This window comes from Streptomyces sp. NPDC107559 (assembly GCF_055657365.1).
This window is the reverse complement of record NZ_JBVKBD010000036.1, coordinates 1-16,001: the sequence shown is the minus strand read 5'-3', so window position 1 is coordinate 16,001 and position 16,001 is coordinate 1. Positions and strand designations below refer to the sequence as shown.

10 protein-coding genes are annotated in these 16,001 nt (G+C 71.6%); 3 read left to right on the top strand and 7 right to left on the bottom strand.

Going from position 1 to position 16,001, the window contains the following annotated elements; genetic code table 11:
- Positions 1–125 precede the first annotated feature (125 nt).
- The 4 genes from ACZ7OY_RS43610 to ACZ7OY_RS43595 form a co-directional block, all read right to left on the bottom strand.
- On the bottom strand, positions 126–2,807 hold the full coding sequence (locus ACZ7OY_RS43610; RefSeq protein ID WP_472251044.1) for a fibronectin type III domain-containing protein: 2,682 nt from the start codon (positions 2,805–2,807) through the stop codon (positions 126–128).
- Positions 2,808–3,002: 195 nt separating this feature from the next.
- Positions 3,003–7,121 (bottom strand): glycoside hydrolase domain-containing protein, encoded by a 4,119-nt coding sequence (locus ACZ7OY_RS43605; RefSeq protein ID WP_472251043.1) that lies wholly within the window; start codon positions 7,119–7,121, stop codon positions 3,003–3,005.
- A 276-nt stretch (positions 7,122–7,397) separates the two neighbouring features.
- Complete coding sequence (locus ACZ7OY_RS43600) at positions 7,398–8,279, bottom strand: alpha/beta fold hydrolase (RefSeq protein WP_472251042.1); 882 nt, start codon at positions 8,277–8,279, stop codon at positions 7,398–7,400.
- A gap of 93 nt (positions 8,280–8,372) precedes the next feature.
- On the bottom strand, positions 8,373–9,716 hold the full coding sequence (locus ACZ7OY_RS43595) for an MFS transporter (protein ID WP_472251041.1): 1,344 nt from the start codon (positions 9,714–9,716) through the stop codon (positions 8,373–8,375).
- A gap of 133 nt (positions 9,717–9,849) precedes the next feature.
- On the opposite strand from ACZ7OY_RS43595, the gene ACZ7OY_RS43590 reads away from it, so the two are divergent.
- From ACZ7OY_RS43590 to ACZ7OY_RS43580, 3 genes are all read left to right on the top strand, one after another.
- On the top strand, positions 9,850–10,785 hold the full coding sequence (locus ACZ7OY_RS43590; RefSeq protein ID WP_472251040.1) for a LysR family transcriptional regulator: 936 nt from the start codon (positions 9,850–9,852) through the stop codon (positions 10,783–10,785).
- 157 nt (positions 10,786–10,942) lie between these two features.
- Positions 10,943–11,236 carry a hypothetical protein gene (locus tag ACZ7OY_RS43585; protein WP_351613253.1) on the top strand — a complete coding sequence of 98 codons (294 nt, stop codon included), beginning with the start codon at positions 10,943–10,945 and terminating at the stop codon, positions 11,234–11,236.
- Positions 11,237–11,426: 190 nt separating this feature from the next.
- Positions 11,427–12,344, top strand: coding sequence for an NADP-dependent oxidoreductase (locus ACZ7OY_RS43580; protein WP_472251058.1), 918 nt, complete (start codon positions 11,427–11,429; stop codon positions 12,342–12,344).
- A 20-nt stretch (positions 12,345–12,364) separates the two neighbouring features.
- Here the strand turns inward: ACZ7OY_RS43580 and ACZ7OY_RS43575 are convergent, their stop codons facing one another.
- The 3 genes from ACZ7OY_RS43575 to ACZ7OY_RS43565 all read right to left on the bottom strand — a co-directional run bounded on the left by ACZ7OY_RS43575 (position 12,365) and on the right by ACZ7OY_RS43565 (position 15,790).
- The gene (locus ACZ7OY_RS43575) at positions 12,365–13,228 is read right to left on the bottom strand and encodes a pentapeptide repeat-containing protein (RefSeq protein WP_472251039.1); all 864 of its coding nucleotides are present in this window, start codon (positions 13,226–13,228) and stop codon (positions 12,365–12,367) included.
- Positions 13,229–13,437: 209 nt separating this feature from the next.
- Positions 13,438–15,156: an acyl-CoA dehydrogenase family protein gene (locus tag ACZ7OY_RS43570; protein WP_472251038.1), complete on the bottom strand. Its 1,719-nt coding sequence runs from the start codon at positions 15,154–15,156 to the stop codon at positions 13,438–13,440.
- A gap of 67 nt (positions 15,157–15,223) precedes the next feature.
- Entirely contained in the window at positions 15,224–15,790 is a 567-nt protein-coding gene (locus ACZ7OY_RS43565; RefSeq protein WP_472251037.1) for a PadR family transcriptional regulator, read from the bottom strand.
- Positions 15,791–16,001: the final 211 nt, after the last annotated feature.

Below are 16,001 nucleotides of genomic sequence, written 5' to 3'. Positions count from 1 at the left end.
ATTCCAGGGCGCCGTTCTCGTCCCAGCAGCACACCACGTGCAGGGGTCGGGCCGTCATGCGGACGGCCCCTGCGGGCGAACCGTGGTGGTTCGTCCGCAGGGGCCGTGCGTCGGCTGTCGAGTGGTCACCTCGGGCCGTACACCCCGCGGATGCTCATGCGCTCCGCCCACTCCGCCGCCGGCGACCAGAGCCCGGCACCGTCGGCGGAGCCTGTTCCGTTGCCCCCGAGGTTCCACGGGACGGGTCCCAACCGGTCGTGGTCACCGCCGTTGCCGCCGGCCGCGACCGGCCGGTCGTCCCGGTCCGTGGGCTGGAATCCGACCGTGTAGGTCCGGGTGACCGCGCCGTTGGCCGAGGTCACCCGGATGGTGCGGGTGACGAACCGGGACCCGGGCGACGACAGGACCGAACTGCCGTCGGTGACCTTCACCCGCGCGCCGGACCGGGCCGGGACGGCGGAGACGGCCGGGATCCTCGTGTCCTTCGGCCAGTCGACGACGTACGTGGACACCGCCGGGTCGAACCCGTCGATCGGGACGCCCCCCACCGTGACGGCGGCGGCGTCGGCCACACTGGCCTCGGTGGCGTCCGCGAAGTTCGTCACCGTGACCGACCCGTCGGCGTTCACCACCACCTGCGCCGCCATCGCGGCCGCCAGGTTGATCCGCTGCCAGCTCGCTCCGCCGTCCGCGGTCAGGTCGAGCGGATACCCGGAGTCCGTCGCGGTCTGCTCCAGGACCTGGGTGCGCTGCTCGGTGGTGAGGTCCGGGAAGGCCGTGACGAGCAGGGCCGCCGCTTCGGACGGCGCCTCGAGCGCCTGCCCGGGCTTCGCCACCCGGGAGAACCCGTAGGTCAGGCGGCGCGTGTACAGGTCGACGTCCTGCGCCGTGCTCAGACCGGCGTAGGGGTCGCCCGCGCAGGCCGCGAGCGTGTCGCCGTACCCCTCCTGCTCGCACTGCGCGAGCAGTACGTTCTCGATCTCGGTGTGGGCCTGCATCAGCAGTCGGCGGAAGTCGGGGTCCGCCCACCGGTGTGCCACGGTGGCCTGTCCGGTGATGCGGCCTCCCATCACGTCCAGAGGGTAGTGGAACCCGAGGACGACGCGGTTGTCCCCGTACTCCGAGGTGCGCGCGAGGACCGACGGTGCCAGCTCCGGCAGGAGCGTGGCGAGGACGGTCCCGGCCTCGTAGCCTCCGTAGGTGTGGCCGCTCGGGTACGAGCCGCTGGTGGTGAGGCTGCCGTAGGAGCCGTCCTGCGACTCGTAGACCGCCCCGCCGTCGCCGACGAACCCGAGCCGTACGTACGGGCGCAGATAGCCGTAGTGGTTCTTCGCCGCGTCGACCTTGTCGAGGTTCTTCATGACCCGGGAGAACAGGGCACTGGTCTTCGGCAGTCGGCCGCCGTTCAGGGCGTCGCTGTAGATCCGGCCGAGCCGGGAGCCGAGGCTGTCGGCCATCGTGACGGTGGCGCTGTGCGTCGCGTCGACCTCGGCCCGGTCCACCTCCGCCTGCGTGGCCGCGTTGTTGATGCGCACGGCGATCCGGTCGTTCTCGGCGGTGGCCGAAGTGCCGGTCGGGACTTTGGTGTTGGGTCCGAGGACGCCGGAGTCGAGGTCCTTGAAGCCGTCGAGCAGACCGTTGACGTAGTCGGTCCCGTCGCCGGTGCCCGGCCACCGGTCCGACGCGTAGGCCGCGTTGAGCGTGTCGTCAGGGAAGGGGGACGGCACGTACGCCGGGTCGGCCGCCTCCGCCGCGACGGTTGCCGCGGACCCCTGTGCCGAGGCGGTAGTGGGGGAGTCGTCGGAGGAGCCGGCCAGGGTGAGCGCGGTCACGGTCGCCGTGTGTGCCCTCGCCCTGCCGGTGGTCGTCAGCAGTGCGGTGTGCATCGTCGGGGGAACGTGCGCGGTGGTTCCGTCGTCGAGGGCCACGGTGTAGCCGATGACCGGGAAGCCGCCGTCGCCGGCCGCCCGCCAGGTCACCCGGACCTGCCTGCCGTCGGTGAGCACCCCCGTCACGGCCGGCTTCTGCGGCTTGCCGCCGCCGGTGACCACGGGGGCGGTGGCGGGGCTCGGGCGCGAGGTGCCGACGGCGTTCACCGCGCTGACCCGCGCCGTGTACGACCGGCCGGCCCGCAGCCAGGTGAACGTCGTGCTGTGGGCCGCCGGATCGCGGATCTCGACCCGGTGGCCGTCGTCGAGGGTGACCCGGTAGCCGGTGACCGGTGAGCCGCCGGTGTCCTCGGGCGCGGACCAGGCGACGGTCACGCTCGTGCCGGACGACGTCGCCGACACCGCGTCGGGCGCGGCCGGTACGGTCCTGGGCCCGGCGGTGAGTGCGGCCACGGCGTGACGCAGGGCGTCGTACCGGGCGGTGAGGGTCGCGTCCTCGGCCCCGGTGTCCGCGACCGCGTTCCTCGCCTCGGCGAGTGCCGTGGTGAACGCCGTCCACGACGCGTCCGTGTAGCGGTCGTCGGTGAGGCCGGACACGGTCGCGACCAGGTCCTCCAGCCTCAGCCGCGGGAGCGGGACCAGCTGTCCGGCCGCGAGGGTGAGACTGCGGGTGCGGGTGTCGACCTCGGGCTGGGTCACGTCGTCGGCGTCGACGAGGGCCCGGGCGGCGGCGAGTTCGCGGCGGTACACCCCGAAGTCGACCGTGTCGTAGCGCTCCGCGTCGTCGGCCAGGCCCGCGTACCGGTCGATCGCCCCGCGCAGGGCGGATCGGTCCGTGACGGCGGGCGCGGCGACGTGGTCGAAGGTGATCCGCCCCAGGTTGGCGACGTAGGGGTGCGAGGAGTCCGGGGTCGTCACCAGCCGCAGGTGGACGGCGTGCCTGCCGGTGATCGCCTCGGGCAGGGCGAGGCTCGTCGTCCCGCCCGACGACCACGCGGCACCGGTGACGGGCAGCGGGACGGTCGCGTACGGCGTACCGGGGGCGGTCGCGTCGAAGGCGTCCAGGTACAGCTGGACGGCGGAACCGGTGCCGCAGCGGGCGGAGTTGTTGACCTAGGTGATCGTGACGGTGTTCTTGGCGGAACCGCCGAAGTCGATGTCCCCGTAGTCCAGCCAGGCTCCGTCGTAGGTGCCGCCGAGGTCGGTGGTGGAACCCGCGCCGCTCCAGCCGACCGGCTCGCTCTTGAGCCCGCCGCCGCTGTTGGAGCGGAACGCGGTGGCGTCGAACGCCACGGGAGCGGCGCTGTCCTGAGTGAGTGTCAGCGCGTAGACGTTGGCCACATAGGGCTGCGTGGACGACTGGGTGCCGGAGACGAAGTCGGCGTACACGTCCTGGACGCCGCTGAAGACGCCCGGGTCGAGCCGTACGGTCGTGGTGGCGACGCTTCCCCAGCCCGATCCGGTGTAGTCGAGGGGGATGTCCGCCTTCTTCGGACCGTCCTTCGCGCCGAGGTGCAGTTCGATGTGCGAGTCCGACGCCGCGCGCGACTGGGGCTTGTCGTAGCGGACGGTGACGGTGTCGGCGCCCTCGTGGAGGTCGATGCCCGTCCACCGGGCCCACGCGCCGTCCGTGGTGTTCTCGAAGATGCCGTTCGTGAGGTTGAGCGGGAGCGAACCCCCGCCGGTCGTGGTGCTGTTGGCCGCGGTCAGCGTGGCGAGCGTGGTCGTGGTGGACGAGGAGACCTCGCTCGCCGAGAACTGGTACCAGTCGAAGTTCGACACCCACGACTGGCCCGACGGGGCGTGGAAGACGAACGTCGCGCTCGACGCGTCCAGCAGCGCGTCCGGGGCGGTGACGGCCGCCTGCACCGTGCTGTAGTACTGCCAGCCGCCCGTTCCGGGGAGCTGGACGGTGGCGACGACGGGGCCGTCGGCGGCACCGGCGTGGATGTCGACGCTGCTCGGCTTCGCGTTCGTCGCCTGCGAGTTCGCGTAGCGGACCGCGATGCTGCGCGGGGCGACCCCGCCGAAGTCCAGCTTGGTGAACCGCTCCCACGAACCCTCGGTGACACCGCCGAGGTCGCCGTCCGAGTAGTACGCCTCCTTCACGAGGCTGGGACCCTCCATCTGGTCGGGCGCCTCGGCCTGGAGGACGGCGTAGCCGCCCTCGTCGATGGTGAGCGTGTCGACGGCGGAGTGCAGCGCGTCGTCCGCGGCCATGAGCGTTCCCGTCACGGAGGCCGGATCCGCGAGCACGGTACGCGCGCGTTCGAGCGCCGACCGGAACACACTCCACGAGCCGTCGGAGTAGTGGCCGCTGCGCACCAGCGAGGCCTGCCCGACGAATGCGCCGAGCGCCTTGCGGGGCACCGCGGCGGCGGAGACGACGAGCGGGTCGGTCGGGGATATCCCGGTGCCGCGCACCGTCGAGGCGTGCACGCCGTGCGCGAAGGCCTGGTCCTGGAAGGTGATGCCGAACCGCGCGTCGACCTGCGTGCTGCCGGTGAGCGACAGCGTCGCCGTACGCGGGCCGGCGACGCGCAGGTCCGCCGTGACACCGCCCGGCAGGCCGGTCACGGTGGCCGCCCCGGACCCGGTCAGGCTGGTTCCCCTGCGGGCGGCGAACGACGCCGGTCCGGACAGGGTGAGCCGCACGCTGCCGTCGACGGCGCCGTCCGCCGCGGTGTCGACGGTGCCCGGGCGGGCGGAGACGACGGTGTCGCCCCGGCCGGTGCCCGTGCCGCCGTCACCGGTGTCGCCCGCGTCGGTGTTCAGCGAGTAGGCGGGCTTCGTGCGGGCGCCCCACCGGGAGGGCTCGGCGCCCATCGTGAAGTCCAGGGTCCCGCCCGAGACGATCTGCGAGTAGTCCAGCCAAGTGTCGCCGAACCGCTTGCCGTTGAGGGTCGCGCTCTGCACGTAGTAGTTGCTCGGCGACACGCCTTCGGCCTTCACCGTGAACCGGGCGCCGTTGGCGTAGCGGATCGTCGTGGAGTCGAAGAACGGGCTGCCGATCTGGAACTGGCCGGAACCTGCGGTCACCGGGAACAGGCCCAGGGCGGCCCCGACGAACATGGTCGACATCGTTCCGGCGTCGTTGTCCATGGTCGGCAGGAAGCCCTTCGGGGAGAGCTTGTAGACCTGGGTCTTGACGGGCGGGCGGAACTCGCCGCCGGAGCTGGGGGCTTCGTTCGAGGAGCCCGTCGCGATGTAGCGGTTCCAGGTGGCGCCGGTGTAGATGGCGCGCACCCACTTCTGCGTCAGGCTCGGCTCACCGACGTAGTTGAAGAGGTACGGGGCCTGGAGGTCGATCTCGTTGGCGTTGGAGTGCAGCATGGTCGAGCCGTCGTCGGCACCGGAGTCCTCGCCGAACATGTGCTCCACCGCGGCCTTGCCGGCCTTCGCGCCGCCCATGGCCTCGATCAGGCCGCCCATGTCGTACGCGTCGTACCAGTGGTACTGCCAGAGCGTGCCCTGGTAGAGACCGGCCGCCTCGAACTTCTCGTAGTCGGCGCTCTGCCAGTCGCCGCCCGTGGCACGCGGGGTGAGCAGACCGACCTTCGTGCCGTCGGCCGCCGTCCAGGCGCCGGACTTCACCAGGTTGTCGATCGCCATGGTCGACTGGGTACGCAGCTTCTTCGCGTCCTCGTCCTTGCCGAGCGCGTCGGCGATGACGGACAGCGCCCACTGGTCGTAGCCGCGCTGGACGGTCTTGCCGGGATCCCCGCTGACGTAGCCCTGCCGCAGCTGCGCCCCCGTGTAGTACCCGGCGTACGACTCCAGTGCCGGGTACGCCTCGTCGAGCCGGTCGAAGTCCTTGAAGCCCTTCGACAGCGCGTCCGCGATCAGTACGGGCGAGCGCTCCCAGCGGACGGTCGGCACCGAGTGGGTGAGGCTGCCCAGGCTCTTGCCGGAGGTGTGCGCATCGGCGAAGAGCTCGATCAGCGACTGCACCATGTCCCGGTAGGTGGCCGGGTCGATGTACGCCTCGACGGAGTACTTGCGGAAGTCGTCCCAGGTGGACCAGCCGTCGTAGTACGTGAAGCCGTTCGCCTTGTGCACCGCTCCGTCCGCGCCGCGGTAAGTCCCGCTGGTGCTGGTGGCGTTCACCGGCAGCGCGTACATGCGGTACAGGTGCGTGTAGAACTCCTCGGTGAGCGTCGACCCGGGATCGGACGTCGCGGAGGCGCGTACGTCGACGGCGCCGAGCGCGCGGTTCCAGTCCGCCTTCGTCTGGGCGCGCGCCTGGTCGAAGGTGAGGCGACCGACCTCGTTCCGCTGGTCGGCCGCGGCCTGTTCCGCGCTGATCGGCGACAGTGTGATGCGCAGTTCGATGTCGTTCCCGGCGGCCTTGTCGAACCCGAGGACGGCGCCGGTGTCGCTGCCTTCCTGTGCGGTGGAGTCGCTCAGCTTTCCGTCGCCGCCCCAGCTCTTGAGGGAGGTCACGGGAACGTTTGTGGTGGCGGTGTAGTACAGCTGGTACGAGGCGCCGTTGAACGACCCCGCGACGATCCCGGAGACCGAGGTGGTCCCGTCCGGGAGCGTCGTCGCCCGGAGCGTCGAACGGGTGCGGCTGGTGAAGTTGTTCGCCAGGTCGAGGACGAGTTCGGGCTCCGCCCCGGCGGGGAAGCTGTACCGCTCCAGCGCCGTGCGCGTCGTCGCGGTCACCTCGGCCCGTACGGTGCCGGAGTCCTGCGTCACCGACGTACCGGTTCCGGAGACGGACCCGAGCCCCACCTGGTAGTACCCGGGCGTCGCGGTCTCGTCCTCGTGACGGTACGCGTGGGCGTACGTGCCGGGCGCGGGGCGCTTGTCGTACCGTACGGAGGTCGGGACGACGAGCAGGTCGCCACCGCCGCCCGAGCCGCCGACGCCGTCGAGGTTCGTGGCGGTGAACCCGGCGATGTGGTTCACGTCGTAGTCGTACCCGGAGTGGCTGCGGCCGGGCGTGGTCAGCGGGTTGACCTTGGCCAGACCGTGCGGCGCCTGGGCGCCCGGCAGGTCGTTGCCGTCGTCTCCGGCGGTCGACACGAACGGGTCGACGAGGGCCGTGTAGTCCGTGGCGCCGGATGTCTTACCGGACCCTGCGGAGGGGGTGGGGCCGGGCACCGCGGCGGCCGCGCCGCCACCCGCCAGTGCGGCCAGGGCGAGCGCCCCGGTGAGCAGCGCCGCGACCGTCGCGCGCAGGGGCCGGCGGTCCCGGTGGGCGGTCCTCGCGAGGATTGCGCGGGACAAGGGGGGACGGGATCTGATGGGCACGTAACCTCTCCAGCGTCACTCGTACGCACGGTCCGGCCGGCCGGAAGACAACGTTGTCGGCCTGCGGTGCCGGGCGTGCAACCCAGACGGGGACGGCAGTGGACGCACAGGATGGCACCGGTTCACCGGATCACACCCGCCGCGTTCACGGCCGTCCGTCATCAGACAGGGAGAAGGCGTACGGCGGGCGAACGCCGTTCGTACAACCCGGTGGCGTGGCCCATGAGTTGGGCGAGCCGTCGGATCGCCCGCTCAGCCGGTGTGGGCTTCCAGGGCGGCGATGATCTCGGGCCAGAGTTCGCGTGGGCGGTCGTGTCCCATGTCGGGGATCAGCAGGAGCTCGGCTCCCGGCACGAGCTCCGCGGTGCGCTGCCCGCCGCTGGGGTCGATCAGCGTGTCGTCCAGGCCGTGGATCACCAGCGTCGGCACCCGGAGCGTACGGAGTGCGTCCGCACGGGAGCCGCTGAGGACCATCGCCCCGAGCTGGCGGCCGACCCCGGCGGGGTAGTGGGCGCGGTCGTAACTGCGGCCGGCGAGATCCCGTAGGGCGGCGGCATCGCCGTAGCGCCTGGAGGCCCACACCAGTTCCCGGTCCGCCGCCGCGACGTACCCGGCACGGTCCGCCGGCTTCGGGCCGAACAGCACCGCCTGGGCCTCGGGGCTGGAGCGGCCGTACTCGCTCTCGCCGGTGGAGGACATCATCGACGTCAGTGTCAGCACCCGCTCCGGGTGGGTGATGGCCATGGTCTGGGCGATCATTCCGCCCATCGACGTCCCGACCACATGGGCGCGTTCGATCCCGAGCGCGCTGAGCAGGCCCAGGCCGTCGTCGGCCATGTCCTGCAGCCGGTAGGGCACCATCGCCAGGGCGGCGGGGATGTCTCCCGAGCTCACCACGGTGATGAACCGGTTCATGTCGACGGGGTGATCGTCGAACTTGGTGGACAGGCCGCTGTCACGGTTGTCGTAGCGGATCACATGGCGGCCGCGGGCCGCCAGCGCCCGGCAGAAGTCCTCGTGCCAGGCGATCAGCTGGGCGCCGAAGCCCATCACGAGCAGCACGGCGGGGTCACCGGGGTCGCCGAAGCTCTCGTAGGCGAGGGACACTTCGGGCGACACGTCGACGATGGGCATGTCCGGATCTTGTCAGGCCCGGCCGGTGGAGCGCATCCGGATTGTCCGCCGCATGCGTCGTGGCCGGTCGGACGGGGCGGTCGGACGAGGCGGTCAGACGGGGTCGGCCGCCGGCTCCGGCGCGCAGGGCAGCGCCGCGGCACGGTGGCGGGGGAGCAGCAGTGGGGTGGCCAGCAGCAGGGCGCCGGCCAGGCCGATGGCGGTGCGCGGGCCGAGCACGCTGCCCAGCACCCCCCACACGGCCGTCAGGAGCGCGGTCGAGGCCTTGGTGGTCACCGCCCAGGCGGACAGGGTACGGGCGACGCGGTCGGCCGGGGTGCGTTCGAGGCGGCAGGTGGCCTGGACGGGGTTGAAGATCCCGCAGCAGAAGATGAGCCCGAGCTCGACCCCCATCACCAGCAGCAGCCCTGCGCCGCCGGGTCCCAGGAAGGCCAGGCCGACCGGCCAGAGCGCGCGCAGCGCCCCGGACGCGACCAGGACCCGGTGCCGGCCGAACCGGGTGACGAGCGCCGGGGCCAGCCGTGAACCGAGCAGCCCGCCGATCGAGGGCGCGGCGAAGGCGAGACCGTACTGCCACGGGGTGAACCCGAGCCGGCCGAGCATCAGGACCGCCAGCAACGGCTGGGCGGCCATCACCAGACCGTTGAACAGTGCGGTGTTGAAGAACAGCGGTCGCAGCGTCGCGTCTGCGAGGATGTACCGCCAGCCCTCCAGCAGATCACGGGCCCGTAGGCGCTCGGCCTTCCGCGGCCCGGGCGGTGGCTCGTGTCCGCCGGTCGCGCGGATGCCCAGGGCCGACAGGAGATAGCTGACCGCGTCGGCCGCCACCGTCACCACCGGCCCCAGGAGCCCGATCGCCGCGCCGCCCAGCGGCGGCCCGACGATCGTGGTGGTCCAGGCCGTGGACTCCAGCCGGGCGTTGGCGACGAGCAGGTCCTCGGCGGGCAGCAGCGTCTTCAGGTAGGCGCCCGAGGCGGCACGGAAGGTGATGTCGGCCGCCGCGACGACCACGGAGACCAGCAGGAGCTGGAGGAAGGTGAGCACACCGGCGGCGAACGCGGCGGGGATCGTCAGCAGCGCCGCGCACCGCACCAGGTCCGTCGCGATCAGCACCGGCCGCTTGCGGCGGAACTCCACCCACGGGCCGAGCGGCACCGCCACGGCCGCGCCCACCGCGGCCCCCACGGCGGCGAGTGCCGCGACCTCGGCCGGTCCGGCGTCCAGCACCCGCACGGCGATCAGCTCGAACGCGCCGAACGCGAGCCACGTGCCCAGCGCACTGGTCCCGTACGCCGCCCACAGCCACCCGAACGGACGCCCCAGCCGATGTCCTGACCGACGTCCCGACCGATGTCCCGACGGATGCCCCGACGCATGTCCCGACGGATGCCCCGACCGGGGTCGCAGCGGGTGCCCCCGCCGATGCCCGCGCCTCATGCCCGACACCCTTCCCCCGTACCTCTACAACCGATCCGCGTTCAGGGGTATCAAAGCGAGCGCCGTGACCTGCGATCAAACAACCGCACGGCCGCAGGGCACAACCACTGGTTGTGGTCGTAGAGTGGTGGGCGTGGACCTCGAAACCGTCCGGACCTTTGTCGTGGCCGCCGACGCGGGGCAGTTCCAGGAGGCCGCCGCCGAGCTGGCGATCACCCAGCAGGCCGTCTCCAAGCGTATCGCCGCGCTGGAGCGCGGCCTCGGTGTGCGGCTGTTCACCCGCACCGCGCGCGGCGCCACCCTCACCATCGACGGCCAGGCGTTCCTGCCCCACGCGCGCGAGCTGCTGCGGGTCGCCGAACGGGCGGTCACCTCCGTACGGGCCGGGCACCGACCGCTGCGCGTCGACATCATCGCCTCCCGCGGCGCCGCGTCGGGACTGATGCGCGCCTTCCACCGCGCGCACCCCGAGACCGACCTCGACGTGGTGATGCTGCTCGACATCGAGACAGCCGTCGCCGCGATCCGCTCCGGCACCATCGACGCGTCCTTCCGTGCCGTGGCCGCGCCCGGGCGGCCCCTTCCCGAGGACATCGAGTCCGTCCGGGTGATCGACGAGCCGCTCCAGCTCCTCACCGGACCCGCCCATGCGCTGGCGGGCGCCCGGTCGGTGACCGTCGCCCGGCTCGCCGGGCACCGGATCTGGATGCCCGGCATCGTCCCCGGCAGCGAATGGGCCGCCTACTACGACGACCTCGTCGCCGAGTTCGGCCTCACCATCGAGGCGACGGGCCCCAACTTCGGCTCCGACGCACTCCTCGACACCATCGCCGACACCCCCGCCCTGGCCACCTTCATGGGCGAGCGCACCCGTCTCGTCTGGCCCGCCGGTCACGGTCTGCGTCTCATCCCCGTCGTCGAGCCGACCCCCGTCTACCCGCACTCCCTCCTCTGGCACCGCGACAACACCCACCCGGCACTGGCCACTCTCCGCGCCCACCTCGCCGCCACGGGCACCGGTCACGACGCCGCCGGGACCTGGACGCCGGACTGGGTGACGCCGCGCTGAAGCCCGCGTCCCGAGCTGCCGTCCGGCCCGCGTCCCGAGCAGCGCCCCGACCTGCGGACCTGCATGCCAGGGTGGGCGAAGACCCCAGTGACGACCCGCCGCCCGGCGCCGAGTTGCTGATTTCGCGGTGCGTACCCGCCCGCTTATGATCTTGGTCGTGACTGTGCAGAATTCTGACAAGATGCTCTCCCGCAAGCAGAGACTCCAGGAGAAGCAGCGCCGGCAGCTGTCGGTGGTGGACATGGTGGACAAGGCCGAGGCCAAGGTCCGCAAGGCGGACGCCGAGCTGGCCGTGGCGGTCGCCGAGGCGGTGCAGGTGTTCGGTGACGAGAAGTCCGCGTCCGAGGGACTCGACATGACGCCCGAAGCGATCCGCCGCTTCCTTCTCATGGCTCAGGAGGAGTCCGCCAAGGAGTCCGCCAAGACCGAAGAGCCCGCCGGGGACTCCTGACGCCTCCGGTGGTGATCCATGGCGTGGTCCCCGGCGTCGGGAGCCACGCTCGCATGCTGCCCGTGCCGGTGGTGCGCAAGGGAATCAGACTCGCTCCCGAGCCGTTGAACGCGACGGCACGGCCGGTTGGTTGGCCGTCCGCGGCGTGACCGACGAATGCCCGGCCGAGCGAGAAAGCGGTGATCGCGCGATGAAGGCGGTGCGGTTCCACACCTACGGCGAGATCGACGTGCTGCGGGTGGAGGAGGTGGCGCGCCCGGTGCCCGGCCCGGGGCAGGTGCTCGTCGCGGTCCGCGCGGCCGGGATCCAGCCCGGTGAGGTGATGATCCGCAAGGGCGCGCGGCACGATCGCTGGCCGGCGACGTTCCCGTCCGGTCAGGGCAGCGATCTGGCCGGTGTCGTGGTGGAGTCGGGCCCACACGTGCGCGGCGTCGCGGTGGGCGACGAGGTCCTGGGCTTCACTCATGGCCGGGCCAGCCACGCGGAGTTCGTCGTGGTCGACGACGTGAACGTGATTCACCGTCCGCAGGGGCTGTCCTGGGACGTGGCAGGTTCGTTGTACGTGGCCGGTACGACCGCGTACGCCTGCGTGTTCGCGGTGGACCCCGGACCGGCCGACACGGTTGTGGCGTCCGGTGCGGCGGGCGGCGTCGGATCGCTCGCCGTGCAGCTCGCACGGCGGCGCGGCGCCACGGTGATCGGGCTGGCGGGCGAACGCAACCACGCCTGGCTCAAGGACCGCGGGGTCGTCCCGGTCGCGTACGGGCCGGGCGTGGCCGAGCGGATCCGGCAGGCCGCCGGCGGGGACGTCGACGCGTTCATCGACACGTTCGGCGACGGATACGTGGAACTGGCGGTCGAGTTGGGCGTACGGCCCGAGCGGATCAACACGATCCGTGACTGGCAGGCCGCGGCCAAGGTCGGTGCCCGGACGTACGGCGAAGGGTCGGCGGCGTCCGCGGTGGTGATCGGCGAACTCGCCCGGCTCGCCGCACGCGGGGAGCTGGAGGTGCCCATCGCCCGCGGCTACCCGCTGGCGCAGGTACGCGATGCGTTCCGCGAGCTCGAACAGGGCCACACCCACGGCAAGATCGTGCTCCGCCCGTAGCGCCTGTCCGGCGGATCACGTCAGCGCCAGTGCGCGGGACGGCCGAGCGCCGGGGGCAGTCGGGTGGCCGCGTCCCCCTTGGCCGCGTTGACCTGGGCCTGGGTCAGGAAGATGCTTCCGGTGAGGTCGGCCCCGCTCAGATCGGCGCCGCGCAGGTCCGCTCCGATCAGGTCGGCGGTGCGCAGATCGGCCCCGGTGAGATCCGCCGCGATGAGCAGGGCGCCGCGGAGGTTGGCTCCCCGAAGGTCGGCGCCGGCGAGCCTGGCACCGATCAGGTCGGCTCCCCGATGGTTCTTCCTGCGGCCCGGGACCGTGGCCCGTATGCGCTCGCCGGCCTGCAGCAGCAGGACGTTGACGTCGCCGCGCAGCGCGGCCATGTCGAGTTCCAGGATCGATTCGGCGCTGCCTCGGCTGAGTTCCTCGACACGGGTGAGGGCCTTGCGGAGGTCCTTGTGGACGGGGCGGGCCGAGTCGTGGCCGAGGGCCTCGGTGATGTACCAGAGCAGTTCGTGCAGTTGCCGCATCAGCGGGAAGACCGCGAACATCAGGCGTGCGCCGTGCGGGTCCTGACGCCAGTCCGTGCCGTCGAAGGTGACGTGCGAGACCTTCTGGCCGGCGCCGAAGCAGTCGTAGGCGGTGCAGCCCGGAAAGCCCTTCTCCCGCAGGCGGGAGTGTATGCCGCAGCGGAAGTCCGCCTGGAGGTTCGAACACGGCTGTCCCGCGCTCTTGTCGACCGCGAAGTCGGCGGAGCGCGCGAAGGGGAGCGCGACGCAGCACAGCCCGAAGCAGTCGGCGCAGTCGGCCTGAAGGTCCTTCCGGCCGCCGTCGGCGACAACGGGCCTGCGGCTGTCGGTGGTGGCGGGGGTTTGCTGCTTCCGGGACAACGTGTGCGCTCCTGCCGCGAGTCAGGCACCGTTTGCCGCGGTGCGCCGAGGTTGCCCCCATTCTCCCCGATGGTCGCGGACTCTTGTCCGACGGGTGTGGCCGGGACACGGACCACGGGCCAGGACATCCGTCACCACCCTTGCCCACCACACCACTTGCGCCGCCGGGACCGCCCCGCGACACCGGGACGGTCCTGGCGGCGCGCCTGCTAGAGCGCCATCTCGTACGCCCCGGACAGCGCCTCGACCTGCTCCCAGACCCGCGCCGAACGCGCCTCGTCGACGACAGGACGCCGGACCGCGTCCAGAGCCCAGCGCTGCTGCTGCTCGGTCGCGGAGTCCTTGCCGTGCAGTTCGACGGCGTGTGCGGAGAAGTCACGGACGAACACGGAGAACAGCTCGTCGAGCACGGACTCGTCCAGCCCGGTCGGACGCGCCTGCTCCAGAATCAGCTGGCCGTACACCACCAGCGCGAACAGCTGCCCCACGGACAGGAGGAAGTCGAGGTCGCGGCTCTGCTCCTCGTCGGGGGCCATGGTGGCGACGAACTCGCACAGGGCGTCGGCCTGTTCCCGGAAGCGGGCGACGTTCGGGACCTCGGCGTACGCGTCGAAGGCGGTGCGCCAGTCGTGGAAGCGTACGGAACCCAGGCCGCGGGCCGGCCCCTGCCGGAACAGGAAGTCGTCGTCGGCCGCGTCGAGCCGGGTCGGTACGACGGGGTGGTCGACTGGCGCCAGCAGGTGGTTGCGCATGAACTTGAGGATCAGCGCGAGGTTGACGTGGACCGTGCCCTCCAGCTTGGGCAGGCTCCGGATCTCCACCGCGGCCTGGGCGAAGTAGTTGTCCTTCTCGAAGCCCTTGGCGGCGATGACGTCCCACATCAGGTCGATGACCTTCTCGCCCTCCATGGTCACCTTCATCTTCGTCATCGGGTTGAAGAGGAGGTAGCGGCGGTCCTCGGGACCGGCCGAGCGGAAGTAGTCGACGGCGCGGTCGCTGAACAGCTTCATTCCGACGAGACGGACGTACGCATCGGCCAACTCCCGTCGCACGTGCGGGAAGACGGTGACGGGGCGGCCGTAGAGGATCCGGTTGCTCGCGTGCGTGACGGCCTCGTACATCGCGTGCTCGCAGATGCCGATCGAGGCGGTGCAGAGATTGAACTTGCCGACGTTGACGGTGTTGAGCGCCGCGTCGAAGGCGGCACGGCCGGTGTGCAGGACGTCCTCGGGGGCGACCGGGTAGTCCTCCAGCCGGAACTCGCTGACGAACTTGGAGGAGTCGACGACGTTCTTCACCAGGTGGTACGCCGGGTGGCGGCTGTCGGCCGCGAAGAAGACGTATCCGTCCGGGCCTTCGACGTCGGTGCGGCGACCGAACACGGAGACCAGACCGGCCGCGTTGCCGTTGCCGATGTAGTACTTGGAGCCGGTGGCCCGGAACCCGCCGTCGTCGGTGGGCTCCAGCAGCATGTCGGTGGAGTAGATGTCGGCGCCGTGGGCCTTCTCGGAGAGGCCGAACGCGAAGACCTCGCCCTCGTTCAGCAGTTCCGCGGCCCGCGCGCGGGCGGCGGCGTTGTCGCTCTGCCAGACCGGGCCGAGACCGAGGATGGTCACCTGCCACGCGTACCAGTAGTCGAGTCCGTAGAACCCGAGGATCTCGTTCAGGGCGGCGATCCGGGCGGTGTCCCAGCGCTGGTCCTCGTCCCCGGCGGCGGAGGCCGGGGTGAGGAAGGTGGCGAACAGGCGCTCCTTGGCGGCGAAGGCGAGGAAGTCACCGAGCCAGGCGCGGGTGCGGTAGTCCTCGATCAGACGTCGCTTGCCGCGCTCCTCGAACCAGTCGACGGTGGCGCGCAGCAGCCTGCGCGTCTCGGGGTCGAAGTGCGCCGGGTCGTACGTGTGCGGGTTGAACAGCAGGGGAGTGCTCATGAGGGTCCGCCTTCCGAGGATGGGGGGTCGAGGGTGCCGGGGAGCGGCCGGCCGAACGCGGCGCGGCTCAGGCCGAGGGCGATGTCCGGCCCAGGGCCTGGAGTGTGGCGAGGACGTCGTCGAGCCAGGCGATCGTCATCCGCTCGTACGCGATGCCGCCGCGCAGCACGACGTGCTGAAGTTCCTGGCCGGCGTCGAGCGGTGCCGGGGCTTCGGGCCCGGTGAAGTCGCGCAGTTCCCCGCTGAGGTAGTGCGCGAGCCGGGCACGGTGCACCTGGAGGTGCCGCTCGACCTCGTCGACGAGTGCCGTCGGGTCGTCGAAGGCGGCGCCGCGGATCTTCACCGCGAGATCGTGGCGGAGGCTCTCCGGCTCGATCGGCTCGTGCAGCCATCCGGAGAGGGCCGTGCGGCCGGGGGCGGCGACGGAGTACTCCTTCTTGTCCGGCCGTCCCTGTTGCGGCACTTCGCGGACGTCGAGCACACCCTCGCTCTCCATACGCTTGAGAACGCGGTAGATCTGCTGGTGGGTCGCGGTCCAGAAGTAGCCGATGGACCGGTCGAACCGCCGGGCCAGTTCGTAACCGGAGCCCGGCTGCTCCAACAGGGAGACGAGGATCGCGTGTTCGAGCGCCATATCGCACAGCTTTCTATGCAACTAGTTGCATAGACAAGGGTGGCCGCCCCGGTGAGACACGGCTCACCCGAGCGGCGTGGCGCGCGTCGCCCCGCCAACGGCGCGCATCCCTCCCCGGATACGACAAAGCCGCTGCTTCGTGTGAAGCAGCGGTCGGTGTCGTGTGTTTCTGGCTGTGGGCGGTGGGTTCGCCCGGTGCTGGTTGGTTTAG